This window comes from Streptomyces sp. LZ34, assembly GCF_053890475.1.
The window spans coordinates 2,966,681-2,992,702 of record NZ_CM132680.1 but is presented as its reverse complement, the minus strand read 5'-3'; the positions used below and the strand labels follow the sequence as shown (position 1 = coordinate 2,992,702).

25 protein-coding genes are annotated in these 26,022 nt (G+C 71.0%); 22 read left to right on the top strand and 3 right to left on the bottom strand.

Annotation, left to right across the window (positions count from 1 at the left end):
* The first annotated feature begins 43 nt into the window (after positions 1 to 43).
* The gene (locus ACWY4P_RS11185) at positions 44 to 976 is read left to right on the top strand and encodes an ABC transporter permease (RefSeq protein ID WP_456210278.1); all 933 of its coding nucleotides are present in this window, start codon (positions 44 to 46) and stop codon (positions 974 to 976) included.
* Positions 969 to 1,811, top strand: a complete 843-nt coding sequence (locus ACWY4P_RS11180) for an ABC transporter ATP-binding protein (RefSeq protein ID WP_456210277.1) — start codon at positions 969 to 971, stop codon at positions 1,809 to 1,811. Before ACWY4P_RS11185 ends, ACWY4P_RS11180 begins: the two co-directional genes overlap by 8 nt.
* A gap of 113 nt (positions 1,812 to 1,924) precedes the next feature.
* Here the strand turns inward: ACWY4P_RS11180 and ACWY4P_RS11175 are convergent, their stop codons facing one another.
* Positions 1,925 to 2,605, bottom strand: a complete 681-nt coding sequence (locus tag ACWY4P_RS11175) for a class I SAM-dependent methyltransferase (protein WP_456210275.1) — start codon at positions 2,603 to 2,605, stop codon at positions 1,925 to 1,927.
* Between the two features lie 194 nt (positions 2,606 to 2,799).
* Between ACWY4P_RS11175 and ACWY4P_RS11170 the strand changes: the two genes are divergently transcribed.
* Genes ACWY4P_RS11170 through ACWY4P_RS11145 form a run of 6 tightly spaced genes read left to right on the top strand, consistent with a single transcriptional unit; the run spans position 2,800 to position 11,403 of the window.
* Entirely contained in the window at positions 2,800 to 4,377 is a 1,578-nt protein-coding gene (locus tag ACWY4P_RS11170; RefSeq protein WP_456210273.1) for a phytoene desaturase family protein, read from the top strand.
* A 13-nt stretch (positions 4,378 to 4,390) separates the two neighbouring features.
* Positions 4,391 to 5,749, top strand: coding sequence for a cytochrome P450 (locus ACWY4P_RS11165; RefSeq protein ID WP_456210271.1), 1,359 nt, complete (start codon positions 4,391 to 4,393; stop codon positions 5,747 to 5,749).
* Positions 5,746 to 7,206: a cytochrome P450 gene (locus ACWY4P_RS11160; protein ID WP_456210269.1), complete on the top strand. Its 1,461-nt coding sequence runs from the start codon at positions 5,746 to 5,748 to the stop codon at positions 7,204 to 7,206. The genes ACWY4P_RS11165 and ACWY4P_RS11160 overlap by 4 nt, the downstream gene beginning before the upstream one ends.
* Positions 7,203 to 8,348: an ester cyclase gene (locus ACWY4P_RS11155; protein ID WP_456210268.1), complete on the top strand. Its 1,146-nt coding sequence runs from the start codon at positions 7,203 to 7,205 to the stop codon at positions 8,346 to 8,348. The genes ACWY4P_RS11160 and ACWY4P_RS11155 overlap by 4 nt, the downstream gene beginning before the upstream one ends.
* Positions 8,345 to 9,082, top strand: coding sequence for a hypothetical protein (locus tag ACWY4P_RS11150; RefSeq protein ID WP_456210266.1), 738 nt, complete (start codon positions 8,345 to 8,347; stop codon positions 9,080 to 9,082). The genes ACWY4P_RS11155 and ACWY4P_RS11150 overlap by 4 nt, the downstream gene beginning before the upstream one ends.
* Before the next feature lie 11 nt (positions 9,083 to 9,093).
* Positions 9,094 to 11,403, top strand: a complete 2,310-nt coding sequence (locus ACWY4P_RS11145) for an MMPL family transporter (protein WP_456210264.1) — start codon at positions 9,094 to 9,096, stop codon at positions 11,401 to 11,403.
* Positions 11,404 to 11,491: 88 nt separating this feature from the next.
* Here ACWY4P_RS11145 and ACWY4P_RS11140 read toward each other — a convergent pair whose 3' ends face one another.
* Complete coding sequence (locus ACWY4P_RS11140; RefSeq protein ID WP_456210262.1) at positions 11,492 to 11,926, bottom strand: DUF6463 family protein; 435 nt, start codon at positions 11,924 to 11,926, stop codon at positions 11,492 to 11,494.
* Between the two features lie 58 nt (positions 11,927 to 11,984).
* On the opposite strand from ACWY4P_RS11140, the gene ACWY4P_RS11135 reads away from it, so the two are divergent.
* From ACWY4P_RS11135 to fabD, 12 genes are all read left to right on the top strand, one after another.
* Positions 11,985 to 12,605, top strand: coding sequence for a TetR/AcrR family transcriptional regulator (locus tag ACWY4P_RS11135; protein WP_456210260.1), 621 nt, complete (start codon positions 11,985 to 11,987; stop codon positions 12,603 to 12,605).
* Positions 12,606 to 12,731: 126 nt separating this feature from the next.
* The gene (gene acpS, locus ACWY4P_RS11130; protein ID WP_456210258.1) at positions 12,732 to 13,208 is read left to right on the top strand and encodes a holo-ACP synthase; all 477 of its coding nucleotides are present in this window, start codon (positions 12,732 to 12,734) and stop codon (positions 13,206 to 13,208) included.
* Complete coding sequence (locus ACWY4P_RS11125) at positions 13,193 to 13,672, top strand: hotdog domain-containing protein (protein WP_456210256.1); 480 nt, start codon at positions 13,193 to 13,195, stop codon at positions 13,670 to 13,672. The genes acpS and ACWY4P_RS11125 overlap by 16 nt, the downstream gene beginning before the upstream one ends.
* Positions 13,669 to 14,976 (top strand): beta-ketoacyl-[acyl-carrier-protein] synthase family protein, encoded by a 1,308-nt coding sequence (locus ACWY4P_RS11120; protein WP_456210254.1) that lies wholly within the window; start codon positions 13,669 to 13,671, stop codon positions 14,974 to 14,976. Before ACWY4P_RS11125 ends, ACWY4P_RS11120 begins: the two co-directional genes overlap by 4 nt.
* Positions 14,973 to 15,389 carry a 3-hydroxyacyl-ACP dehydratase FabZ family protein gene (locus ACWY4P_RS11115; protein ID WP_456210252.1) on the top strand — a complete coding sequence of 139 codons (417 nt, stop codon included), beginning with the start codon at positions 14,973 to 14,975 and terminating at the stop codon, positions 15,387 to 15,389. The genes ACWY4P_RS11120 and ACWY4P_RS11115 overlap by 4 nt, the downstream gene beginning before the upstream one ends.
* On the top strand, positions 15,386 to 16,672 hold the full coding sequence (locus tag ACWY4P_RS11110; protein ID WP_456210250.1) for a beta-ketoacyl-[acyl-carrier-protein] synthase family protein: 1,287 nt from the start codon (positions 15,386 to 15,388) through the stop codon (positions 16,670 to 16,672). The genes ACWY4P_RS11115 and ACWY4P_RS11110 overlap by 4 nt, the downstream gene beginning before the upstream one ends.
* A gap of 98 nt (positions 16,673 to 16,770) precedes the next feature.
* Positions 16,771 to 19,164, top strand: coding sequence for a beta-ketoacyl synthase N-terminal-like domain-containing protein (locus tag ACWY4P_RS11105; protein WP_456210248.1), 2,394 nt, complete (start codon positions 16,771 to 16,773; stop codon positions 19,162 to 19,164).
* Positions 19,161 to 19,931 carry an SDR family NAD(P)-dependent oxidoreductase gene (locus tag ACWY4P_RS11100; RefSeq protein ID WP_456210246.1) on the top strand — a complete coding sequence of 257 codons (771 nt, stop codon included), beginning with the start codon at positions 19,161 to 19,163 and terminating at the stop codon, positions 19,929 to 19,931. The genes ACWY4P_RS11105 and ACWY4P_RS11100 overlap by 4 nt, the downstream gene beginning before the upstream one ends.
* Positions 19,932 to 20,092: 161 nt before the next feature.
* Positions 20,093 to 20,506 (top strand): acyl carrier protein, encoded by a 414-nt coding sequence (locus tag ACWY4P_RS11095; RefSeq protein ID WP_456210244.1) that lies wholly within the window; start codon positions 20,093 to 20,095, stop codon positions 20,504 to 20,506.
* Between the two features lie 10 nt (positions 20,507 to 20,516).
* Positions 20,517 to 21,596 (top strand): 3-oxoacyl-ACP synthase III family protein, encoded by a 1,080-nt coding sequence (locus ACWY4P_RS11090; protein ID WP_456210242.1) that lies wholly within the window; start codon positions 20,517 to 20,519, stop codon positions 21,594 to 21,596.
* Between the two features lie 35 nt (positions 21,597 to 21,631).
* Positions 21,632 to 22,168 carry a flavin reductase family protein gene (locus tag ACWY4P_RS11085; protein WP_456210240.1) on the top strand — a complete coding sequence of 179 codons (537 nt, stop codon included), beginning with the start codon at positions 21,632 to 21,634 and terminating at the stop codon, positions 22,166 to 22,168.
* Between the two features lie 94 nt (positions 22,169 to 22,262).
* Positions 22,263 to 23,237, top strand: a complete 975-nt coding sequence (gene fabD / locus ACWY4P_RS11080; RefSeq protein ID WP_456210238.1) for an ACP S-malonyltransferase — start codon at positions 22,263 to 22,265, stop codon at positions 23,235 to 23,237.
* Positions 23,238 to 23,403: 166 nt separating this feature from the next.
* Here fabD and ACWY4P_RS11075 read toward each other — a convergent pair whose 3' ends face one another.
* Positions 23,404 to 24,129, bottom strand: a complete 726-nt coding sequence (locus tag ACWY4P_RS11075; RefSeq protein WP_456210236.1) for an RNA polymerase sigma factor — start codon at positions 24,127 to 24,129, stop codon at positions 23,404 to 23,406.
* A 381-nt stretch (positions 24,130 to 24,510) separates the two neighbouring features.
* On the opposite strand from ACWY4P_RS11075, the gene ACWY4P_RS11070 reads away from it, so the two are divergent.
* On the top strand, positions 24,511 to 24,840 hold the full coding sequence (locus ACWY4P_RS11070; RefSeq protein ID WP_456210234.1) for a Rieske (2Fe-2S) protein: 330 nt from the start codon (positions 24,511 to 24,513) through the stop codon (positions 24,838 to 24,840).
* A gap of 105 nt (positions 24,841 to 24,945) precedes the next feature.
* Positions 24,946 to 25,689 (top strand): TetR/AcrR family transcriptional regulator, encoded by a 744-nt coding sequence (locus tag ACWY4P_RS11065; protein WP_456210232.1) that lies wholly within the window; start codon positions 24,946 to 24,948, stop codon positions 25,687 to 25,689.
* The last annotated feature ends 333 nt before the right edge of the window (positions 25,690 to 26,022 follow it).

Below are 26,022 nucleotides of genomic sequence, written 5' to 3'. Positions count from 1 at the left end.
GGCCCCCGTCAGCGCACCCCTGATGAGGACGAAAGTGTCAACTGTGAGCGAGACTACGCACAATAGTGCGGTCGCCAGCGCCCCGCCGTCGCCGGATGACGGCCTGGCCCCGGCAGAGCTGGCGGCGAAGTACGGGCTGTCGGTGAGCGGCGCCCGGGTGAGCCTTGTCGAGTATGTCAAGCAGATGTGGGGCAGGCGCCACTTCATTCTGGCTTTTTCGCAGGCCAAGCTCACCGCCCAGTACAGCCAGGCCAAGCTCGGCCAGCTGTGGCAGGTGGCGACGCCGCTGCTGAACGCGGCGGTGTACTTCTTCATCTTCGGCCTGCTCCTGAAGAGCAACAGGGGCATGTCACATGACATGTACATCCCGTTCCTGGTGACGGGTGTCTTCGTCTTCACGTTCACGCAGAACTCCGCGATGGCGGGGGTGCGAGCGATCTCGGGGAACCTGGGTCTGGTGCGGGCCCTGCACTTCCCGCGCGCCTCGCTCCCCATCTCCTTCTCGCTCCAGCAGCTCCAGCAGCTGCTGTTCTCGATGATCGTGCTGGTCATCGTTCTGCTGGGCTTCGGGCACTACCCGGCCCTGGCCTGGGTGCTGATCCTCCCGGTGCTCGCACTGCAGTTCGTCTTCAACACCGGTCTCTCCTTGATCATGGCCCGGCTCGGGGCGAAGACCCCGGACCTCGCCCAGCTGCTGCCGTTCCTCCTGCGGACGTGGATGTACGCGTCCGGCGTGATGTACCCGCTGGCGCCCACGCTCGAGCGGGCCGGGGCGAGCGGCTGGATCGCCGACGTCATGCTGGGGAACCCGGCGGCCGTCTACATGGACCTGATGCGGTACGCGCTGATCAACGACTACGGTCAGGGTTACCTGCCTCCGCATGTGTGGGCGCTGGCCCTGGGCTGGGCAGTGGTCTTCGGCGTCGGCGGCTTCGTGTACTTCTGGAAGGCAGAGGAGCAGTACGGCCGTGGCTGAGCAGACCCTTGACGAGACTTCCCAGGCGTCCAAGGCGCCCCAGGCGGGCCAGGCCGCTCAGGCGGCCCCGGCCATGGGGCGCATCCCGACCGTCATCGCCGACGATGTGCACATCGTCTACCGCGTCAACGGGGGCCCCCGTGGCCGCGGCAGCGCCACCGCGGCCCTCAGCCGCATCCTCCGCCGCAAGAACGCGCCGGGCATGCGAGAGGTGCACGCCGTGCGCGGGGTCACCTTCGTGGCCTACCGCGGCGAGTCGATCGGCCTGATCGGCTCCAACGGCTCCGGCAAGTCGACACTGCTCAAGGCCGTCGCGGGGCTGCTGCCCACCGAGCGCGGCAAGGTCTACACCGACGGCCAGCCGTCGCTGCTCGGCGTGAACGCGGCGCTGATGAACGACCTGACCGGCGAGCGGAACGTCATCCTCGGCGGGCTGGCCATGGGGATGTCGCGTGAGCAGATCCGCGAGCGCTACGAGGGGATCGTCGACTTCTCGGGCATCAATGAGAAGGGCGACTTCATCACGCTGCCGATGCGCACCTACTCCTCCGGTATGGCGGCCCGACTGCGGTTCTCGATCGCCGCCGCCAAGGACCACGATGTGCTGATGATCGACGAGGCGCTGGCCACCGGCGACCGGAAGTTCCAGAAGCGCTCGGAGGCCCGCATCCGCGAGCTGCGCAAGGACGCCGGCACGGTCTTCCTGGTCAGCCACAACAACAAGTCGATCCGGGACACCTGTGACCGGGTGCTGTGGCTGGAGAAGGGGGAGCTGCTGATGGACGGCCCGACGGACGAGGTCATCAAGGCGTACGAGAAGGAGACCGGCAAGTAGCCGACTTCCGCGCGCCGCGCGCCGCGCACCAGCGGGCCCCGCCGGACACTGTCCGGCGGGGCCCGCTGCGCTTACGCGCCGGCACTCATGCGGTGGCGCTTACGTGGTGGCGCTTACGTGGTGGCGTCGAAGAGCGCGACGGTGCCGCGCACCCGGATGCGATGGCGCTCGAACCGGGACCCGAGCGCCTCGTCCAGCAGCTCCAGCGAGTCCTCGGAGTTGTTGAGCACCCCGCGCCGCACGCACTCGCGCTGATGGAGGCGGGAGACCGCGGTATGGCGCACTCCGCGCGCCAACACGGTGCTGCCGAACACCCGGGCCCCCGGCTCGAGATGCGGCAGCAGATGGTCGAAGACCGCGAATTTCGCCGGCGCCCCCGAGGGCAGGCAGTGCAGCACGAAGTTCAACGCGGCCGAGGTGAAGCGCCGCCCCTCCAGCTCCATCGGGCGCAGCACATCGCGGCGCAGCGCCGTGGGGCCGTAGCGCGCGATCCGGCGCTGTGCGGTCGCCAGTACCGTCGGGTTGAGGTCGACCAGGGTGATCTCCGGCAGGCGGGTGGGGAAGCGGCACCGGTCGAGGAAGTAGCCGGTGCCCGGACCGATGTCCAGATGGCGGCCGGAGACATGCCGGTCGTAGAGGGCGAGCATCTCCTCGGGCGGGCAGCGCCACACCGCGCGGCACACCGCGCCCAGGACGAGCGTGTCGTACAGGGCGAGCAGGGGCCGGGAGTAGACGGCCGCCGCGGCGGCGGCGTCGCTTCCCTTGTCCCGCTCGCGGTCCCGCTGGTCTCCCATGCGATCGGCTCCCTTCCTGGGCCTGCGCAGACTTCCTGAACCTGCGCAGACTTTCCGAACCTGAACAGGGCACAGCCTTCCTCCTTTTACAGATCCCGACCGGTGGCCCGTGGATACACGCGCAAAGGATGTATCCGCGTGGCGCGGCGCCGGATCTGTTGGGCAGTACGGATACCGAGCGGAGGAAAGGTCAGATGAGCCAGCCCGTCACCAGCAGGCCCGTCATCAAGAGCCCCGGCGTCAAGAGTGCCGAGTGGGACGCCATCGTCGTCGGCAGCGGGCTCGGAGGCGTCTCGGCCGCGGCCGTCCTGGCGCGCTCGGGGCTGAAGGTTCTCGTCTGCGAGCAGGGCGAAGGTCTTGGCGGGCTCGCGCACGCCTTCAGCCGCGACGGGCGGACCTTCGACTCGGCGATCCGGGTGCTGGCCGAGGGCGAGATGGTGCTCGGGCTGCTGGACTGGCTGGGCGTTCAGGACCAGTGCGAGCTGACCGTCATCGACCATCTCTACCAGGCGGAGTTCCCGGGGATGAGCGTCTTCGCGCCCACGGGCCTGGAGGAGTTCATGGAGGCCCATATCCGGCTCTTCCCGGGCGAGGCGGAGGGCATCCGCGCCTTCTTCCAGCTGCGCCGCCAGATGTTCTGGGAGACGGCGCAGGCGCCCATGCGGGTGACCGACCCGTCGGCGCTCGGGCAGTTGCAGGAGCTGCTGCCGACGCTGATGAAATACCGGACGGCGACGCTCGCGCAGGTCATGGACGAGTATCTGCGCGACCCGCGGCTGAAGGCCATGTGCTCGGCCCTGTGGCCGTATATGGGGGCGCCGCCCTCTCAACTGTCGTTCTTCGCCTACGCCCAGTTCATCGGGGTGCTCATCGACGGCCCGTACTACTGCAAGGGCAGCTTCCAGAATCTGGTGGACGCCTTTGTCACCGCGGTCGAGCGGCACGGGGGCCAGGTCCTCACCGGCACCCCCGTCGAGCGGATCCTGCTCCAGGACGGCCGGGTCGTGGGGGTGCGCACGGCGGAGGGGGACGTGTGCACCGCCCCGGTCGTCATTTCGAACGCGGACGCCCGCCAGACCTTCGAGGACCTGGTCGGCCCCGAGCATCTGCCCGCGTCCTACGCCCGGCGGCTGCGGCGGCTCCGGCCGTCGATGTCGGCCTGCGTCGTATACGCGGCGACCACGCAGGACGTGCCCGCTCTCGGCGTCGCGCACGAGACCTTCAAGTACAACCACTGGGACCACGAGGAGACGTGGCGGGACCTGATGGGTGGCCGGCCGGGCGGGATGTCGCTGTCCGTGATGACGATGCTCGATCCCGAGCTCGCTCCGCCCGGAGAGCATCTGCTGATCGGCACCGCCGTGGCGCCCTACCGGCTGCCCGGCGACAGGCCGTGGCAGCAGCACAAGGACCGGTTCGCCGACTCCCTGCTCGCCGAGTTCGAGCCCGTGATCCCCGGCCTGCGGGACCATCTGACGTTCCTCCAGGCGGGTACGCCCGTGACCATCGAGCGCTACACGCGCAATCACGAGGGCGCCACCTATGGCTGGGCGCTGAGCCCCCACCAGATCGGCGGAAAGCGGCTCGCCCATGAGGCGCCGGTGCCCGGTCTGTTTCTCTCCGGCCACTGGACCGAGGAGGGACCGGCGTCCTTCCGGGTGATCCTCTCCGGCATGAACACGGCCCGTGAGGTGCTCGGCCACCTCGGCACCGGTCTGGACGTGCCCACTTTCAAACCCGACGACGTGCCGCAGCCGGCGCTGGACAGGTGAAAGGCAGCCCCCCATGACCACCGTATTCGCGCCGCCCGGCCCCCGGGGACATCCCGTGCTCGGCAGCATCCGGGAGATCCAGCGGGACAATGTGTCGGCGTTCATGCACGCGTTCCGGCACCACGGCGACATCGTCAACTTCCGCGGCCCGCTGAGGATCAATCTGCTGGCCCACCCGGACCATGTCCAGCATGTGCTGCGCGACCAGCACAAGAACTATCCGAGGCCGCGCAAGGTGCAGGGCTGCCTGAGCACGATCGTCGGGGACGGGCTGGTCGCCGCCGAGGGCGGCTCCTGGCTCCGGTCCCGGCGGCTCACCCAGCCCGCCTTCCACCGCGACATCCTCCGCCGCTTCGGGGAGACCTTCACCCGCACCACCTCCGAGATGCTGGACGACTGGGAGCGGCGCCACGGCCAGGGCCGGCCGCTGGACATCAAGTCGGAGATGATGCATCTGAGCCTGGCCAATCTGGCCCGGGCGCTGTTCAAAGCGGATCTCACCGACGCCATCGCCAGGATCGAGCCGGCCGTCCAGGGAGCGCTGAGCTTCACCCACCGCCGGATGACCTCCCCCGTGGACCCGCTGCGGATTCCCTCCAAGGCCAGAGGGCGCTTCCGGGACGCGCTCGGGACGATCAATTCGGTGCTCTATCCGATGATCGTCGAGCGGCGCCGGGAGGGCGGCGAGGACGACCTGGTCAGCATGCTCATCGACGCCAAGGACCCCGGCTCCGGCGAGGCGTTCACCGACGAGCAGATCAGAGACGAGGTGAGCGGTTTCTTCGTGGCCGGCCATGAGACCGTCTCCACCGCGCTCACCTGGACCTGGTATCTGCTCTCGCTCAACCCCGAGAGCAGGCGCCGGATCCAGGACGAGGTGGATCGGACGCTGGCCGGGCGCGTCCCGACCGTCGACGACCTGCCGAAGCTCACGTACACGACCATGGTGCTCCAGGAGGCCATGCGCCTGTATCCGCCGATCTTCGTCTATATGCGCTGCGCCGCGCGGGACGACGAAATCGGCGGCTATCACGTGCCCGCCGGGCGCTGGGTGGTGGTCTGCCCCTATGTGACGCACCGCCACCCCGAGTTCTGGGACAACCCGGAGGGCTTCGAACCCGAGCGGTTCACCCTCGAGAACAGCGCGGACCGCCACCGGATGGCGTATCTCCCGTTCGGCGCGGGACCGCGCAAGTGCATCGGCGACTCGTTCGCGATGCTCCAGATGCCCCTGGTGGTCGCCATGGTCGCGCAGCGGTTCCGGCTGGATCTGGTGGAGGGTCAGCGGGTCTTCCCGGAGCCGGCGATCTCCCTGCGCCCCCGGGACCCCATGTGGATGTGGCTCCGGCCCGCTGAGGAGGCTTCCCGATGACCCGTCAAGCACCAGGCCCCAAGGGCGATCCCGTCCTCGGCAACGCACGGGCCTTCCAGTCCGACATCCTCCAGGCCTTGCAGCGGGGGCGTCGGGAGTACGGCGATGTGGTGCGGTTCGAGGGCATCGGCCCGCTCTTCCCGGTGTTCTTCGTCGGCCACCCCGACGGGATCAAGGAGATCCTGCAGGACAAGCACCGCAACTTCCCCAAGACGCCGTTCGTCAGCGACCGCTGGCGGGCCCTGGTGGGCGACGGTCTCATCTGTAGCGAGGGCGAGCTGTGGAAGCGCCAGCGCAGGCTCTGCCAGCCCGCCTTCCACCGCCGCCTGATCACCAGCTTCGCCACCGGGATGACCGAGGTCACCGCCGAGCTGCTGGACCGCTGGGAGGCCGCGGCGCACGCGCACCGCGAGGTGGATGTCACTCTCGACATGACCCGGCTGGCCCTGAGCGTCCTGGGCGGCGCCCTGTTCGGCGCGAACTGGCGGCAGGACTCCGAGGTCATGGCGCACGCCGTCGAAGTGGCCATCGGCGAGGCGTACAAGAAGTTCGGGAAGTTCGTCAGCCTGCCGGAGGGCGTGCCCACCCCTGCCAATCTGAGGTTCGCCAAGGCCAGGAAACAGCTCGACCGGATCATCTACCGCGTCATCGAGGACCGGCGGGCCGACCGGGGCCCGCACCCCGACGATCTGCTCGAGGCGCTGATGACCGCCACCGAGGACGACGGCTCGGGCATGACCGTCGAGCAGGTCCGCAACGAGGTCATGACCTTTATGTTCGGCGGCCATGAGACCGTCGCCTCCGGGCTGACCTGGGCGCTGTATCTGCTCTCCCGCCACCCCGGGGTCGCCGCGCGGCTGGAGACCGAGGTGGACGAGGTGCTGGGCGGCCGCCTTCCCGGAGTCGAGGATCTCCCCCGACTGCCCTATGTGGACCGGGTGGTGCGCGAGTCGCTGCGGCTCTACCCCCCGGTGTCGCTCATCTCGCGCACCCCGCTGGAGGACGACACCGTGCAGGGCTATGACATCCCCAAGGGCTCGATGGTGCTGCTCTCCTCCTATGTGACCCATCGGCACCCGGACTTCTGGCCCAACCCCGAGGGCTTCGACCCCGATCGCTGGATCCCGCTGGGCGAGCAGGGCCCGCACCGCTATGCCTGGTGGCCGTTCTCCGGCGGTCCCCGCAAGTGCATCGGGGATGTCTTCGGTCTACAGGAGATGAAGCTGGTGCTGGCGATGATGGCGCAGCGGGTACGGATCCGGCTCGCGCCCGGCCACCCCGTGATCCCGCGCCCCGGGATCACCCTCGGACAGGAACACGGCGTGATCGCCACCGTCGCGCCGCGCGAGAAGGCACCGCCCGCCGCCCCCCGCGCCCTTCCGGTCGCCGATTCCGAGGCCGTCGTGGCCGCCGCGGCCGCCGCGGGCTGCCCGATGCACGGAGGTGGAGCGCAATGACGCTCGCCACCGAACCCGCCCTGCGGGCCGGCCTGGAGACCGTATGGGCCTATCTCCAGGAATGCGGAGGCGCCCGGCAGCTCGCGCTGGCCGACCGGCTGGTGACCCGGGACGCCCGGCTGCACAATCCGCCCTGGCTCGGCCCGGACGGGCGCGGCGCGGCCGGCGTCCGGGACCATCTCGTCCTGCTGCACCGCGCGTTCCCCGACCTGCGTACCGAGGTGGAGGACCTCTTCGGCGCCGGTGACCGGGTCGTGGCCCGGCTCACCCACCGGGGGACCCACCGAGGGCCCTGGCTGGGCGTCCCCGCCACCGGGCGCGAAGTGGAGTTCTCGCAGACGCTGATCTTCCGCGTCGAGGACGGCCCAGGCGGCCGGATCGCCGAGATCTGGCAGGAGGCGGACGCGCTCGGCACCCTGATCACCCTGGGCGCCGCGCCCCCGCTGGGCACCACGAGCGCGCTGCGCGCGCTGGGCTGGGCCATCGCGGCGGCGCACCACCGGGCCCACCACCGCGTGCCGCAGGACCAGCCGTGGCCATGGCGGGGCACCGACCGGCAGCGCACCCCCGCCTTCCACGGTGCTCTGTCGGGCACCGTCCCGGCCTCCGCCGACCTGCTCGAGGCCAATGCCCTGCCGCTGCGGCGCTGGATCGCGGAATGCGTCAACGAACAGGCCGTGCACATCTGCCAGGAGATCTTCCACGAGACCTATCGAGGCCACTCCCCGCCCCACGCCGAGCCCGAGCCGCTGCGCGGCCCGAAGGGCTACGAGCGCTTCATCCGCGGGATCCTGACCGGTTTCCCCGATGCCAAGGCGACCATCGAGGACCTGATCCCGGTCGGCGACCGGGTCGCCTGCCGGGTCCGGATGACCGGCACTCACCTGGGTCCTTACCGCGGACTGCCACCCACCGGCCGGCCGTTCTCCCTCGGGCAGATGGTGATCTGCCGCATCGAGGACGGCAAAATCGTGGAGAGCTGGCAGGAGATCGACGCACTGGGGCTGATGCTGGGCTTCGGGGTGGTGCCCCGGCCCGGGTCCGGCTCCGCCGGCTATCTCCTGTGGTTTGCTCGGCTCGCCGCGACGCTGGCCACCGCCCCGCGCCGGATCGCCGCCGCACGCAAGGGGGCGAGGGCATGACCGGGGCCCGTGAGACGGCCGATGCGGCGGCCCTCGGCCGCGCCCTCGCGGCGTACGGCGGCGCGGACCGCTGGGCGTCCGCCGGGCGGATCGAAGCGGAGCTCTCCTGCGGCGGCCTGCTCTTCCGGTGGAAGCGCGGCAGCGCCGGGACCTTCGACCGGATGCGCGTCACCGCGGAAGTGGCGAGGCAGCGGATCCGGTTCCACGGTTTCGACGGCCCCCTCGACGGAGTGCTGGAAGGCCACGAGGTGCGGCTGGAGCGGGATGGCGCGGTCGCCGCGCGGCGTGCGGACGCCCGCGCCCCGTTCCCCGGCGGCCGCCGCCTGCTCCGCTGGGACTCGTTGGACATGATGTATTTCCTGGGCTACGCCCTGTGGAACTACCTCGCCTTTCCCGCGCTGCTGCTCCGTGAGGACATGAGCTGGCGTGCCGACGGCCCCGATGCCCTCCTGGCGCGCTTCCCCGAGCACCTGGCCACCCACTGCCCGGAGCAGCGCTTCCGGCTCGACCCGGCCACCGGCCTGGTCACCGAGCACGAGTACACCGCCGAGGTCTTCGGCCGCCGCTGGGCGCACGCCTGCCATCTCACCAGCGAGTACCGGGACGCCGACGGCGTCCCGTACGCCTCCCGCCGCCGGGTGATGCCGAGGCGCCCGCGGGCCGGGGGAGCGATGCCGCGCCCCGTGCTCATCTGGGCCGACATCCACGACTACGCACTGACGAAGACTCGGTAAGGAGAAAGTCCATGCTCGATCGCTTGGCCCGGGCCATCGTCCGGCGCCCGAGGGCGTTCCTCATCGCGGTCCTCGGCTTCATGCTGATCGCCGGCCCGTTGGGCGGGCCCGTCGTCGGCAAGCTCGTCAACGGCGGGTTCGAGGACCCGAAGTCGGAGTCCAGCCTGGCGAAGCAGGCCTTGGACCAGCACTTCGGGGTGAAGGACTCCAACCTGGTGCTGCTGGTCCGGGCACCCGGCTCGGTCGACTCGGACACGGCCGCCGAGGAGGGTGCCGCCCTGACCCGGCGGCTGGCGGCCGAGCCCGGGATCTCCCAGGTCGGCTCCTACTGGACCCAGGGCAGAGACCAGCGGCTGCGCAGCGAGGACTCCCAGTACGCGATGGTCATCGGGCACATCGGTGGCGGCGAGAACGCCGCGGCGGACCGTGTCGAGGGGCTGCGCAAGGAGTTCGCCGGCCGGCAGGGGTCGTTGGACGTGAAGCTCGGCGGCAGCACCGCCATGGGCTTCGACACCGACCACACGGTCCAAAAGGACCTCCAGAGGATGGAGGCCATCGCCTTTCCGGTGCTCTTCGTCATCCTGCTGCTGGTGTTCGGCAGCCTGGTCTCGGCGCTGCTGCCCCTGCTGATGGTCCTTCCGCTGCTGCTCGGCACGCTGCTCATGCTCCGGGCCATCACGCTGTTCACCGATGTGTCGGTCTTCGCGCTGAACGTGACGACCATCATCGGCCTGGGCATCGCCATCGACTACAGCCTGTTCATCGTGACCCGGTACCGGGAGGAGATCAGGGACCGTGGCGGCGATCTGACGGACAAGGAGGTGCGGTCCGCGGCGATCGTGGCCGCGGTGCGCACGGCCGGGCGCACCGTGGTGTTCTCCGCCGTCACGGTGATGCTCTCCATGGCCGCGCTCGCGCTCTTCCCGCTGCTGTTCCTGCGCTCGATCGCCGTGGCGGGTATCGGTGTGATGCTGTTCGCCGCCCTGGCGGCCACCATTGTGATGCCGATGCTGCTCGCGCTGTTCGGCGCGAAAATCGACAGCCTGGATCTGCGGAAGGGCGTGCGGCGTCTGCTCGGCCGCCCGCCCCGGCCGCGGGCCGAACTGGAGCGCGGCGTGTGGCATCGGCTGGCCACCTTTGTGATGCGTTTCGCCGCGCCGGTCGCCGTGGTGGCGACCGCGGCTCTGCTGTTCCTCGGACTTCCGTTCCTGGGGGCCAAATACAGCCTGCCGGACGACCGTCAGTTGCCGAAGACGGCGCAGAGCCGTCAGGTGGGGGACGTCATCCGCGAGGACTTCGTCTCCCGGGAGGCCGATGTGATCGCGATCGTGGCCACCGGGATGGGGGACCCGAAGCAGCAGACCGCGGCGATCGGCGCGTACGCGGAGCGGATTTCGAAGCTCGACGGCGTGGAGTCGGTGGCCTCGTCCGCCGGTGTGTTCGCGCACGGCGCGCGGGTGGCGCCGGCCGGACCCGCCACCGCTTCGCTCGCCGCGAAGTCCGCCACCTATCTGCGGGTCTCCCCGGACGTCGAGCCGTTCTCCGCCGCCGGTGAGCAGCTGGTCCACGACATCCGCGGCGCCGACTCCCCCTGGCCGGTGAAGGTGGCGGGCAGCGGCCCCGCACTGGTCGACACCAAGGACGCGCTCGGCGACCGGATGCCCATGGTGCTGGGTTTCATGATGCTCTCCACGTTCGTGCTGCTCTTCTTGTTCACCGGCAGTCTGTTGTTGCCGCTGAAGGCACTGGTTCTGAACGCGCTGAGTCTGAGTGCGACCTTCGGCGCCGTTGTGTGGATCTTCCAGGAGGGGCACCTGGCGGGGGCGCTGGACGCGACGGTGACCGGGTCCTTGATCACTCTCACCCCCATTCTGATGTTCTGCCTGATGTTCGGCCTCTCGATGGACTACGAGGTGTTCATGCTCTCCCGGATCAAGGAGGAGTACGAGCGCACCGGGGACAACACCGCCGCGGTGGCCCGCGGCCTGGAGCTGACCGGCCGATTGGTGACGGCGGCGGCACTGCTGCTGGGCGTGGTGATGGTCGTGAGCCTGTTCACCGCACAGATCACCTTCCAGAAGATGCTCGGCCTCGGTCTGGCGGTCGCCCTCGTGGTGGACACCCTGGTCGTCCGCGGCCTGCTGCTGCCCGCCTTTATGCGGCTCGCGGGTTCGGCCAACTGGTGGGCCCCGGGCGCGCTGCGCCGGGCGCACCGGAGGTTCGGGCTCAGCGAGGCGCCGGGGAGGACGGGCGAGGGCCACACGGCGAAGGCTCCTGCGGTGGCGAAGGAGCCCGATGTGCCGGCCGCCGCCGGTTCCTGAGACGCACCCGGACCGGGCATGACCGACGTCATGCCCGGTCCGGTCGGGCGGGCACACGCCTCAGGTTCGCCTCACGCCCGCCCGAGCCTCACAGGCGCGCCGCCCTCTCGCGTGCCTCGTCCGCCTCGGACCCGACGGCCATGGCGGCAGGAGTCCGGCGGGCTTCCCGGATCAGCAGCACGGCGGGGACGAGCCCCAGCAGCAGCGGGGTCGGCTCCAGGATGGCCGCGCCCACCACGCTCCACGCGGCAAGTCCCCAGCCGATGGACTGCGGCACCACGACACCGAGCCGGGCCAGATGACAGACCAGGACACCGAGCAGCAGCAGCGGCACGGCGAAGCTGGCGAGCACGATCCAGAACGCGCCGTTGGCCCCGCTGGGGTGGGCGAACTGCTCACGCGGCAGACCCCACAGGTCCCCGCGGAACCAGTCGTCCATGTGTCCCGTGTTCTGCGCCCCCATTCCCACCAGGTGCCCGATGCCCAGAACGACCAGGCTTCGTCCCGCCCAGAGCGTCCTCATGGCGGCCCCCCTTTCGAAACTATTAGTTTCGGAACTGTCGGTACCATAACATGACCCCATGGGACGACCGAGGGATACCCGGGTGGACGAGGCGATCCTGACCGCGACCCGCGAGCTGCTGGCGCGCAACGGATACGCCGGTCTGACGGTGGACGCGGTCGCCGAGCACGCCGGCATCGGCAAGGCGGCCATCTACCGCCGCTACGCCACCAAACAGGAGATGGTGTTCGCCGCCGCGGTGCACGGTTCCGACCTGGCGGCGCCGCCCGACACGGGCGGCCTCCGGGGTGACCTCACCCGTCTGGTCGAGGACATCGTCGCCACGCTCGGCAACCCCGCGGCCTCCTCGGCCGTCCTCGGCCTGCTCGCCGATCTCGGGGCCTCCTCCGGTCTCGCCGACCGCTTCCACGCGAGCTTTGTCACCAGCCAGCGGGCGGTCGTCGCCGAGCTGATGGACCGGGCGGTGGCCCGTGGCGAACTTGGCGCGCCCCCGGACGTCGACCTCGTCCACGCGCTGCTCGCCGGCCCGGTCTTCGCCACGCTCTATCTTCAACGCCGCCGTCCGGACGGCCTGGCCGAGCGGCTGGGCCGTATGGTCGCCGACACACTCCGCATCGAGGACCAGGCGGTCGGCCACGGCGGCCACGGCGGGCACGCCACCGGGAGCGCCACCGCCTGAGCGGCCCGCGCCCTCTTCCGACGCTCTTCTTCCCCACCGCGGTGTATCCGCCGCGGCCGCCCGCGGATCTGTGGGGGTGGAAGGCGGCACACGGCCGTCACGGCCTGCGGAGGGGGAGCGGGATTCGTGGAGGAACACAGGACGCCAGGGGCCGCGCTGCCGCGCGTCGCCGTCGGCGTCGACCTGGTCGAGGTCGCCCGCGTCCGGTCGCTGCTGGAGGACAATCCCGCGGCCGAGGCAGAGCTCTTCACCACCAGGGAGATCCGCTACTGCGCGGGCAAGCGCAATCGGTACGCCCGCCTCGCGGCCAGGTTCGCCGCCAAGGAGGCCGCCCTGAAGGCACTGGGCACCGGCCTCGGCCCGCGTATGCGGTGGACCGACGTCGAGGTGGTCAATGAGCCCCTGGGCCGGCCCAGGCTGCGGCTGCACGGCACCGCCGCGGAGGCGGCCGGGGCGCCCGGCAGCTGGTCGGCCGAGATCTCCCTGACCCACACCGATGACTACGCCATGGCACAGGCGGTTCTCCTGCTCCCGCCGGCCGCCGACCCACCGGCCACGCGCCGGACGGCCACTGACGAAGGATCACCATGCGCTTCCATCTGATCGACCGCATCGACGTCCTCGAGGCCCATCGTGCGGTCACCGCCCGCAAGCTGACCTCTCTCCAGGAGGAGTTCTGGCGCGACGAGGGGCGCGGCCCCGAGATGCCGGCCCCGCTGGTCCTGGAGGCCCTGTGCCAGGCAGGCACCTGGCTGATCATGGGATCCACCGGGCTGCGCCGCCGGGCCGCGCTGCTGTCCGCCGACTCCGTCTCCTTCCGGGGGGCGGTGCGCCCCGGAGACGTGCTGGTCATGTCCGGCCGGGTGGAGTCGTTCGGGGACGACACCGCCGTCCTCAGCGGCACGGTCACGGCCGGTGGCCGCACCGTGCTGAGCGCCGACGCCATCATGTGCTCCCTCATTCCCACCGAGGACCTGGAGGATCCGCAGGACGTACGGCGGATGTACGAGCGGCTGACGCGCGGCGCCCGGATCACCGACGGCGCGCTGAAGGAGGCCGCCGCATGAGGCGCGTGGCGATCACCGGCATCGGCGCGGTCACCCCCGTCGGCCTGGACGCGACCGCCACCTGGTCGGCCCTCGCCGCCGGGCGCAGCGGCGTGAGCCGCCTGGAGACCTTCGACGCGAGCACCTTCCCGGTCCGGATCGCCGGTCAGGTCAAGGGGTTTGTGCCGGAGCGGGCGTTGCCCGACCCGCGCGAGCGCAGGCATCTGTCCCGGGCCGCCCTGTTCGCGCTCGCCGCGGCCCGCGAGGCACTGCGCGACGCCGGAGACGGCTGGCAGGACACCGACCCGTACCGACGCGGCGCGGCCGTCGGCGGCACGGTGGGCCGGCCTGAGCTGCAGGAGCTGGTGGACATGTCCCACCTGCTGGAGTCCACCGGGCAGCGGGAGTTCTACCGCCAGGCGCCCGGTGATGTCCTGCTGCGCGATCAGAACGTGGGCGCGGTGGCCGTTGCCCGCGCCGGCGGCTGCCAGGGGCCGCTGATCAGCGTGAGCACCGCGTGCGCCGGGTCGGCCCACGCCATCGGCGAGGCCTTCCGCCGGATCCAGGAGGGCGAGTGCCGGATGATGCTCGCCGGCGGCTTCGACGCGCTGACCACCTGGATGGACGTGGTGGGGTTCTCCCTCCTGGGCGCCGTGACCGACCGCTGGAACCATGACCCGCGGCGGGCCTCCCGCCCCTTCGACGCCCAGCGCTCCGGCTTCGTCCTGGGCGAGGGCGCGGTCATCGCCATCCTGGAGGACTGGGAGAGCGCCCGGGCGCGCGGCGCCCGGATCCACGCCGAGCTCCTCGGCTATGGCTCCACGCTCAACGCCTACCGCATCACCGACTCCCCGCCCGACGGCGGCGGGGCCATCGGCGCCATGCAGGACGCGCTCACCGAGTCGCGCCTCGACCCGTCCGCCGTCGACTATGTGGCCGCCCACGGCACGGGCACACCGGGGAACGACATCAGCGAGACCACCGCCATCAAGAAGGTGTTCGGCTCGCACGCCTGGGAGCTGTCGGTCAGCTCGCCCAAATCCATGACCGGACACCTCACCTCGGCCGCGGCCGGGGTGAACCTCATCGCCGCGCTCGGCGCGCTGCGCGAGGGCGTGGTGCCGCCCACGGTCAACCTCGACCACCCCGACCCCAAGCTCGACCTCGACTACGTGCCGAACGTGGCGCGCCGCCGCCCGGTGCGGGCCGCGCTGGTGAACGCCTTCGCCTTCGGCGGCACCAACGCGTCCTTCGTGCTCGGCCCCGGCGACGCTGGGCCCCACGGCGGCACAGGGTCCGAACAGGAAGGCAGGACAGCCGCATGACCGCGCTCGACGAGATCGTCGAGGTGTTCCCGGGGCTGCGGGCCACGGCTTTCACCAACGTCCCGCACACGCTCCCCGTCCTCGACACCCACTTCCCACGGTTTCCCGTGCTCCCCGGAGTGCTGATCCTCGACACACTCGCCCGGGTCGCCGCCGTGGCGCTCGGGGCGGCCGACGAGAGTCCGGAGCGATGGGGACTCGCGGAGGCGCGGCGGATCCGCTTCCGCCACTACGTCACCCCCGGCGACCGGATGGAGACCACTGTGGACATCGCCGAGGTCACCGGGGACACCGCGCTGTGCACCGGCACCGTGCGGGTGGACGGCCGTCCGGTCACCACCGTGCGCGTCCTGCGCATGGCGCGCCGCGCCCCGCAGGACGCCCCGGCCGCGAGCGAGGGGACAGCGTCGTGAAGCGCGTTGTGATCACAGGCGTCGGGCTGCTCACCGCGCTCGGCAAGGGGCACCGGGAGACCTGGCGAAGGCTGCTGGAGGGACGGACCGCAATCGCGCCCATCCGGGGCTTCGACCCGGCGTCCTTCCGCACCAGGCTGGCCGCGGAGATCGAGGACTTCCAGCCCACCGACTACGCCCACCGGCGCGCTCTGCGCACCACGACCCGCAACGACCGGCTCGCCATCGCCGGCGCGGCCCTCGCCGTGAGGGACGCGGGCCTGGACTTCGCCGAGTACGACCCCGAGCGGGCCGCGGCCTTCGTCGGCGGCAACAAGGAAATCTCCAACCCCGAGCACCTACTGACCGGCAGCCTGGCCGCCCGCAGGCCCGACGGCCGCGCCGACCTCGCCCTGCTGGGCGAGCGGGCCTCGTCCGCCTTCTACCCGCTGTACTACGTGGAAGGGCTCCAATCCGCCGCGCTGTACCACCTCTCGGCCGCCTACGGCCTCAAGGGGCCGAACGCCTACTTCCACGGGACGGCGGACGCCGGCGCCACCGCGATCGGGCGCGCCTACCGGTCCATCCGGCGAGGCGAGTCACAGGTGGCGCTCGCCGGCGGCTGCGATGACGCGGCCTCATGGTGGGTGACCTCCAAGATGGACGGCCTGGGAGTGCTCAGCACCCGCAACGACCTGGGTGCCCAGGCCTTCCGGCCCTACGACGCGGACCGGTCCGGCTCCGTGCTCGGGGAGGGGGCGGTCTTTCTCGTGCTGGAGGAGCGCGAGGCGGCGCGCCGCCGCGGCGCCCACCTCTACGCCGAGATCCGCGGCTTCGGCTCCACGCTGGACAGCGCCCGACTGCTCGCCCCCACCGAGGACGGCGCGCCACTCGCCGCGGCGATGAGCCACGCTCTGCAGGAGGCACGGACGCCACCTGAGGACGTGAACTACGTCGCCACGCACGGCTGCGCCACCAGGCTGGGCGACGCCAGCGAGGCGCGCGCCCTGCGGCGGACCTTCTCCACGCCGGACCATCGGCCGTTGGCCAGCAGCGTCAAGCCCGCGACCGGCCATCTGGTCGCCGCCGCCGGCGCACTGAACGCCGCGGTGTGCGCGCTGGCCATCGACGGGGGCGCCGTGCCCCCGACGCTCAATCTCGACCGGCCCGACCCGGCTTGCCACGGGCTGGACTGGGTCCCCGGAAAGGCCCGGGAACTGCCGGTGCGCCATGCGCTGGCGCTGGCGCGCGGCCTGGAAGGACAGCAGGTCGCGCTGGCACTCACCGCCCCGGGGGACCGGTGAGGAGCCGCGCCGACGACCGCGTCGGCCGTACAGCAGACATCGGCCGCACAGCAGACAAAGGAGAGGTGCCGGTGGCCAAGCGGAACAAAGGGGGACCTGTGACGAGGACCGTCACCACGGTGGCCGTGGTGGGCACCGGGGCGCTGACCTCCCAGGGGGCGGGCGCGGCGGCGCTGTGGGAGGGCGCGCGGGCCGGCCGGGTCGCCATCCGGCCCGTCCAGCACATCGACATGCGCGGGCTCGCCACCAAGCTGGGCGGCGAGGTCGAGGGGGCGCGGACCGCGCCGCGTGGCTATCGCAGGCCCGAGGGCCACCGCGAGCGGGCGCTCGACCTGGCCCTGGCCGCCGCCGAGGAGGCGCTTGCCGCCCTGGCGGAGCTGCCCAAGGGGGCGGTGGCCCCGACCCGCTTCGGGCTGGTGCTGGGCACCTGCAACGCCGGGCTGCTCTCCGCGCGGGCCTGGCTGGACGCGGCGCGCCGGGGCGCGGACCCCGACCCCAGGCTGCCGCTGCTGGCCACGCCTCAGGCGCTCGCCGAGTCGGTGGCCGCGGCGTACGGGCTGCGCGGCCCGGTGCTCGCGGTCAACACCGCCTGCGCCTCCGGCGCGAACGCCATCGGGCTCGGCGCGGACCTGGTGCGACAGGGCCGGGCGGACGCGGTGCTGGCGGGGGGCACCGACGCCTTCTCGGATGTCGTCTTCGCCGGGTTCAACGCCCTGGAGTCACTGTCGCCCGAGCCCGCCGCGCCGTACTCGGCCGACCGGCAGGGCCTGTCCCTGGGCGAGGGCAGCGGCATGGTGCTGCTGGTCTCCACCGAGTTCGCGGCGGCACACGGACTGCGTTCGCTGGCCGAAGTGGCCGGCTACGGGCTGTCCGCCGACGGCTATCACGTCACCGCGCCACACCCGGAGGGCGCCGGAGCGGCCCGGGCGATCGGCTCGGCGCTGCGCCGGGCCGGTGTCGCGCCCGAGGACATCGGCTATGTCAACGGCCATGGCACCGGCACGCCCAAGAACGACCCGGCGGAGTCCGCCGCCATCGCCCGTGCGCTCGGTGAGAGCGCCGCGCACACCCCGGTCAGCAGCACCAAGTCCGTCATCGGGCATCTGCTCGGCGCGGCGGGGGCGGTGGAGGCCATCGTCACCGCACACGCACTGGACGAGCGGCTGGCCCCGCCCACTGCCGGATACATCCGGGCGGCCGCGGAGTGCCCGCTCGACTATGTGCCCGGCGCGGCTCGACCACTGCACACCGACGCCGCGCTCTCCAACAACTTCGCCTTCGCCGGGGCCAACGCCGCTCTGGTGCTCACCCGCCCCGGCACCCACACCCCACCCGTCCCCGACTGGGACCGTGTGGTGGTCACCGGCGTGTCCGTGCTCGGGCCGGCCGGCGACGGGGTCCGGGCGGCGCGCCGCGCGCTGCGGGACGGCCGGGAGGCCGGCTCCCTGGAGGGCGGCCTGCGGCTCGGCCGCGTGGCGCTGGGCGACGAGGAGATCGCCCCGTATCTGACCCGGCGCCAGCGCCGCCGGATGGACCGGCTCGCGGTGCTCTCCATCGTGGCCACCGCCAAGGCGCTGGCCGACTCCGGGCTGTCCGCCGACGAGAGCGTCGGGGTGGTCTTCGGCACCGGCACGGGCCCCATGGAGGCCATGGAGAAGTTCGTCCTTCCGCTGCTGGAGGAGGGTGCCGCGGCCGCCGACCCGAGCGTCTTCCCGAACACCGTCTACAACCAGGCGGCCGGACAGGTGGCCACCCACCTCGGGCTGCGCGGCCCCACCTCCACCCTGTCGGTGGGCCACGCCACCGGCGCGGCCGCCGTCGCGTACAGCGCGGACCTGCTGGCCGCCGGACACGCGGACGCGCTGGTGTGCACGGTCACCGACACGCTCACCGAGCAGGTCGCCCGCGCTTACACGGCCACCGGCGCGGCCACCACACGTCCTCCCGGCGCACCGGCTGACGGCCGCTTCACCCTCGCCGAGGGCAGCGTGGCCCTGGTCATGGAGCGGCTCTCGGCGGCCCGGGCGCGCGGCGCCACGGTGCTCGGCGAGGTCCTGGGCCACGGCATGGCCTCCGACGCCAGCCGGGCCCGGCTGTGGGACCCGCGCGGCCGCGGTGTGGAGCTCGCCATGCGCCGTGCGCTCGCCGACGCCGGTCTCGAGCCACGGGACGTGGGCGGGGTCTGGCTGTCGGCCGCGGGGTTGACCGCGGCCGACCGGGCCGAGAGCGCGGCCGTGGAGCGGGTGTTCGGCATCGACGCCGCCCCGCCGAGCCATGCGCCCAAGAGAGTGCTGGGCGAGCCGATGGGGGTCGGCGGGGCGCTGTGTCTCGCGCTGTCCCTGTGGGCGGGGGACACCCGGCCCGCCGCACCCGCGGTGGTCAACAGCTCCTCGCTCGGCGGCAGTCATGTCTCCCTGGTGGTCGCCGCGGGCGACCCGCACGGGACCGGTGATCCCGGAGGCCCGGACAACGACGAAGGAGTACACCAGTGAAGCTCTCAGGACAGGTCGCCCTGGTGACCGGCGGTTCCCGCGGCATCGGCGCGGCGATCTGCCGCCGCCTCGCGGCGGAAGGGGCCCGCGTCGCCGTCAACTACCGCTCCTCCGAGGGCGAGGCCAAGGAGGTGGTCCGCTCCATCGAGGAGGCCGGCGGCACCGCCTTGGCGGTCCGCGGGGATGTGTCCGACCACACCGAGGCCGCGGCGGTAGTGCGGCGGGTCACCGAGGAACTGGGCGATCTGCACATGCTGGTGAACAACGCCGGGGTCGCCAAGGACGCCCTTATTTACAACATGGCGCCGGACGACTGGCTGGACGTCATGCGGATCAACTTCGGCGGCGTCTTCAACTGCACCCAGGCGGTCCTGCCGCACTTCATGGCCAAGGGCGAGGGCGTCATCGTCAATGTGTCCTCGGTGATGGGGGAGCGCGGCTGGGTGGGGGAGTCCAACTACGCCGCGTCCAAGGGCGCGGTCAACGCCTTCACCCGCTGCTGCGCCATGGAATCGGCCCGCTTCGGCATCCGGGTGAACGCCGTGCTGCCCGGCTTCTCGCCCACCGAGCTGGTGGCGGGGCTCACGGAGGGGGCCACCGGCAAGGGGATCCGCCGGCAGATACCGCAGCGCAGGTTCGGATCGGTCGAGGAGATCGCCGACGTGGTGTGCTTTCTGGCGGGCCCCGAGTCGAGCTATATGACCGGCTCGCTGGTCACCGTGGACGGCGGGGCGATGACCGCGCTGGGTCTCGGACGCCCCAACTAGGCCGACCCGTTCCCGGCCGGGTGTATCCGGGCCGGACCGCGGCGGATCTGTAGGGGTGTGAGAGCGGGGGCGACCGCGCCGAGGCGGCGCCCGGCGGCCCCGTATCCCCCGCGCTGACCCACAGCACTCAAAACCTTCATTGACACAGGAGAGACCCTCACATGGACCGTACCCAGATCAGCGAAGCCGTCCAGAAGGCCGTCGTGGAGGCGGTGGGCGCCGAGCCGGAGGAGGTCGTCCCCGAGGCCACCCTGCTCGACGAGCTCGGGGCCGAGTCGATCGACCTGCTCGACATCCTCTTCCGCCTGGAGCGTTCGATCGGTGTCAAGATCCAGGCCGCTCAGCTCGCCGAGTATGTCCAGGGCGGCATCCCGGACGACGAGTTCGGCGACGAGCACGAGATCATCACCGAGCGCGGGCTGGCCCAGCTCAAGAGTGTGATGCCGCAGATCGATGTGGCCGAGCTGTCCGGCCGGCTCCAGGCCACCCAGGTCATGGGCCTGTTCACGGTGGACAACCTGGTCGATCTGGTGGTTGCCCAGGTCGAGGCCTCCGCCGCTACCGCGGCGGCGTGAGGGGCCTACGGTGACCGCGATCCACATCATCGGAACCGGCGGCTACCAGCCGGGCGATCCCATACCCACCAGTGAGATCGCCCGGCTCGCCGGCCCACTGCCCGAGGACGTCCTCCAGGGTCTGTCCATCGAGCGCCGTTACTGGATGATCGATCCCGCGACCGGTGAACACCGGGAGAACAACTCGGACATGGCCTACAAGGCCGCCGTGCGGGCCCTGGACTCGGCCGGGATCGAGCCCGGCGAGATCGACCTGATCATCCTGGCCACCGGCACCCCGGACTACCCGCTGCCACCGCTGGTCAACTTCGTCCAGGACCGTCTGGGGCTGGAGCGGTGCGCGACCTTGGAGATCCGCTCCGGGGGCGCGGGCGTGGTGCAGGCCCTGGACATCGCGCGGATGTATCTGGCCGCCGGGGTGCACACCACCGCGCTGGTCATCGGCAGCGAGGCGATCTCGCCGGTGCTCGCTCCGATCTTCCTCGGCAAGGACCCCGAAGCCATCCGGATGCGCGACCGCATGCCGCTGTATATGTTCGGCGACGGGGCGGGGGCCATGGTGCTGCGGGCGCAGGACGGGCCCGGCGGGCTGCGTGGCGCGGCCTCCGCGTGCATCGGCGGCGGGCGCAAGCCCGGCATCCACTCGGTCGGAGGCGGCACCCACGCCCCGATCCATGAGCAGCTGAAGGCCAAGCGCCTGGTCGATCTGAAGGTGGATGTCGTGGGGGCGGGCGACTTCACCCCGGTGATGGTGACCGAGGCGATCAGCGCCACGCTGGCCCGCGCCGACCTGGCCGTGGACACGGTCGATCTGTGCCTGGTGCCGGAGGGCAATGTGGGCTGGATGCTCGACTCGCTGCGGGAGGCAGGCCTGGACACCACCGACTGGAAGGCCCTCGACGGCAAGATCATCGACAGCCTCTCCACCATGGGGGCGGTCGGCTGCGCCGCGGTGCCGCTCTTCCTGGACGACGCATGGCGCAAGGGCCGGGTCAAGCCCGGGGACCGGATCATGCTGGTCGGGGTGGAGAGCACCAAGTGGATCTACGCGGGTGCAGTCGTGGACTGGACCGCCGAGGCCCCGGCCTGAGACCGCAAGCCGACGACACAGGGGGCGTGACACCCATGGAGACCGCATCGGCCACCACATCGGCTTCGCCACGATTGCGATCCATCACCCAGCAGCAATTCCGGCAGGTCATGGGCCAGTTCCTCACCGGTGTCACGATAGTGACGGCGCGGGCCGAGGACGGTCCGCACGGCACCACCGTCAACTCATTCGCCTCGCTGTCCCTCGACCCGCCGCTGATCATGATCTGTCTGCGGGCCGGCTCCCGTACCGGCGCGGTGGTCGCGACGGCCGGAGCGTTCACGGTGAACATCCTCAGCCGGGGTCAGGCGGAGCTCGGCGCTCGGTTCGCCGCCTCCGGCCGTCCGTCGGGCCATGAGGCGTTCGCCGGCATACCGCACCGGCTGGGCGCGAGCGGCGCACCGGTCCTCGCCGGCACGCTCGCGCACCTCGAATGCCGGGTCAGGAAGACGGTCGCCGCGGGGGACCACACCCTTTTCATCGCCGAGGTATTCGATCTGGAGGCGGGGCCGGAATTCCTGGACATTTCCCCGCTCGCCTTTCATCAAGGGCGCTTTCTCACCATTCCTTGACAGAGCGCGGGGGCCGTGCGGGACACCGCGCACGGCCCCCGTGTCTTTGCCCCGGCGTCACACCTCACCCATCAATAGAGGAGTAGGAGTTCTCATGAGCGCGATCGCCTTTCTCTTTCCCGGTCAGGGTTCCCAGCGCGTGGGCATGGGACACGACCTTGTCGCGCGCCACCCGGAGCTGCTGGACCGCTACTACCGGCCGGCGGACGAACTGCTGGGATTCCCGCTCTCCAGGCTGTGCTGGGAGGGGCCGCTGGAGGAGCTGCGGGACACCCGTGTCACCCAGCCCGCCGTCTTTCTGACCAGCCTTGCCACCCTGGACGTGCTGCGCTCACGCGGCATCGTGCCGGCGCTTGTCGCCGGGCACAGCCTGGGGGAGTACACGGCCCTGGTGTGCGCGGGCGTGCTCGACTGGCGCGACGCGCTGCGCCTGGTCCGACGGCGCGGTGAGCTCATGGCCGCGGTCAATGAACGGACCCCGGGCGCGATGGCGGCGGTGATCGGGCTCGGCGCCCCGGCCGTGGAGAAGCTGTGCGCCTCGGTGGGGGCCGAGGAGGGCGGGGTGGTCGAGGTGGCCAACTACAACGACCCCGGACAGCTGGTGATTTCGGGCACAGCGGCCACCGTCCGGGCGACGGCGGCCGCGGCAAAGGAGGCCGGGGCGCAGAAGGTGGTGATCCTCGATGTGGGCGCGCCCTTCCACTGCAGTCTGATGCGGGATGTCGAGGCCGCCTTCCGGGCCGACTTGGAGGCGGTCACCTTTCACGAGCCGCGCATTCCGGTGGTGGCCAATGTGACCGCCGGATATGTGTGTGGCGCGGACGGGGCGGTGGACGGGCTGCGCCGCCAGCTCGCCGGGTCGGTCCGCTGGACGGAGACCCTGGTGCGGCTGGCGGCGGACGGTGCCACGGCCTTTGTCGAAGTCGGACCGGGGAAAGTGCTCACCGGCTTCGCTCGTGCGACCCGGCCGGAGATTCCGCAGTACGCCACGCGTGACGCACGCCAACTCGATCGGGCCATAAAGGCCCTGACGGGCAATGGTGAACCCGAACCCCCTGTTGTAGATTGAACCACTGAATCTATCGGTGGTCGACAGGTGCGGCTTTAGGACGCGCCCGCCGCCAGGGGAGAAGGAGCCGTAGCCATGGATCACGAGCAAGCGGAATTGCTGGGACGCCTGTCCGATGCTCTCGGTCCGGTGCCGAAGAGTGTGCTGGAAAACGCGCAGTCACTCTTCAGAGAAAGCGCGTCTCGCCATCCTGATGCCGACGCGGATTCGGAAGACGTGGCGGTGGACCGGAAGGACCAGGCCCACGAGAACCGGACGGCCCATGCTTCTCCTGCGTAGACCGCCGGCTCACGGCGAACGCCCGCAGGCCGGCCGCCCTGATGCGGGAGGCGAGCACGGTGTCGCTCTTGTGGACGCGACCCTGATCCTGTAACAGCTTCTTCAAATGGGCCAGACAGCGCGCACGCACCGGGCCCAGCGAGCCCCGCGGCATGCCGAGCGTCTCGCTGATCTCGTCGTACGACATGGGCGGGTCGGTCACCAGCAGCCCCAGAAGGGCCTGGCACTTCGGCGACAGCGCACAGAACGCCGTCAGGACCTCGTCGTCGCGCTCGCGGGCCAGCGCCACATCCTCGGGCAGCTCCCCGGCGACCTCCGGGCGGTCGAACGCCTCGGTGCCGCCGACCGGAACGCTGCGTCCCGACTTCTCCAGGTGCTTCAGACTCTCCCGGCGGGCCGAGGTGGAAATCCACTGTGCCAGCCGCTCCGGCGACCGGAGCTTGTCCAGGTGCTGAACGACGCGCAGCCAGGTCGCCTGGCTCACGTCCCCGCAGTCGGCCGGGCTCAGCCGGTGTGAGCGGGCGATCGCCCAGATCAACGGCGCATACCGCTCCACGATCTGATTCCAGCAGTCCCGATCCCCGGCAAGACAGCCGTCCACCAGATCGTTCAATGACCGTGCGTACACGTATCCCCCCGTGAACTTTCTTTATTGGCTCCCGGCTGAATGGGTTCGATCGACATCCATTGGCCGGTCCGCCGCGAGGTGAGCGAAACTCAAATTCACCTCAGCTACGAGTGTTTACTATAGAGCGGCGCGGACTGTGCCTGTCAACCGTCTCCCGGGGGCTGTGGAAATGTTGACTGGTGGGTAGCCAGTCTACGGTGGATGCGCTGGGGTGCGCGCCCCGGCGTGGTGTCCGACTTGTCGATCCGGTCGCGCGGCGGATTTCCATTCGAATATGCTTCCGATGTATCTGAAGCTGACATTCCGCTATCTGTGAAGTGGGGCCACCGTGCCCGCCCTTCCGTCACGACAGAGAGGAGCCACACGATGAGCGAGACCGTGAACGAGCGAGGCGGGATCCATGTCGCGCGCCTGGCGGATGTGCAGCCTGGCGAGATGACGACGGTGGAAGTGGAGGGCGTCAGGGTGCTCCTGGCGAACGTCGGGGGTACGGTCCGCGCGCTGCGCGATCGCTGCTCGCATGAGGAAGCTCCCCTGTCCGAAGGCGAGTTGGAGGGGGAGACCGTGGTCTGCCCCTGGCACTTCAGCAGCTTCTGCCTCCGCACGGGAGAGGCGCTGGAGATGCCCGCGGTGGACCCCGTGGAGGCCTACGCGGTCCACGTGGTGGACGGAGAGGTGTTCCTTTCTCGCCAGTGAACGCGGGGAACTGACGCAGGCGGCGTTCACTAAACGGAGGCGCTGTATCGTGTGCCTGAACGCCGGGTTTCTTGTCGAGCGGCGGAGTATCAGGGAGGGGGACGCGTGTCGCCAGGGGAAGCGCACGTCGCACCGTACTCACGGCGCGAGCGGCTGCGCATCGCGACCATCCGCGAGATCAAGGATGTCGCCCGGACGCTCCTGGTTCAGGAGGGCCCGGAGAATGTGACGATCCGGGCCATCGCCCGCGAGATGGGCATGACCGCGCCCGCCGTCTACCGCTATTTCAGCAGCCGTGACGCCCTGATCCTCCAGCTGCGCGTGGACATCTTCGCCGAGATGGCCCGTTATATGCGCGGCGTGATCGGGCAGCTCCCCGAGTCGGAGCCCGGCCGCGGGCTGATCGGCGGGGCGAGAGCGCAGCGCGTCTGGGCCATCAAGCATCCCCATGAGTTCGGGCTCATACTCGGCCCCTGGGCCCCCGGCCTCGGCCGGGAGGAGACCAAGCCCGACCGGAACATGGGCTGGGTCTTCGGCTCGGTGTTCTCCGACCTGATCTCGGACCTGTGGCGGGTGCGCGGTTTCCCCGCCCCCAAGGAGGAGGAGCTCGACCCCGGGCTCGTACGGGCCCTTGTCGAGCTCAGCGAGGACCAGGGCGTCGAGATGCCCCCGGGTGCGCTCGCCGTGATGCTCCGCTGCTGGGTGCGGCTGTACGGGGTGATCTCCATGGAGGCTCTCGGCCATATGTCGTTCGCCCTGCCGGAGGGGAAGTCCTTCTTCGAGTTCGAGCTGCGCAACCTTTGCCTGATGCTGGACATCGAGGAGTTCTACGAGGAGGACACGGCCTAGGAGGCCCGGGAAACCCCTGGAGGCTCGTCTGGGGGGATCACCCAGGGCCGCCTTGGGGTACACCGCGGCACGTTTGTACACCGAGAGGCGTAAGCTGTACCGGTATCCATCCGGGCCTGCCGAACCTGTGTCGCTGTCCCCTGTGAGTGGGGGCGGCGTCGAGCGCGCTTGACGTGGCAGGCGCGGCGTGTCCGCATCGTGTCGACCCTGGCAACCGGTGTAGAACGGGGGATGTGACGGCATTGGCTACCCGGCCCATCTCCAGCTCTCCCACAGGGCCCGGTCACCCGGGCCCGGGCGGAGACCTGGTCCTTGCCCGTACGCCTGGCTGTC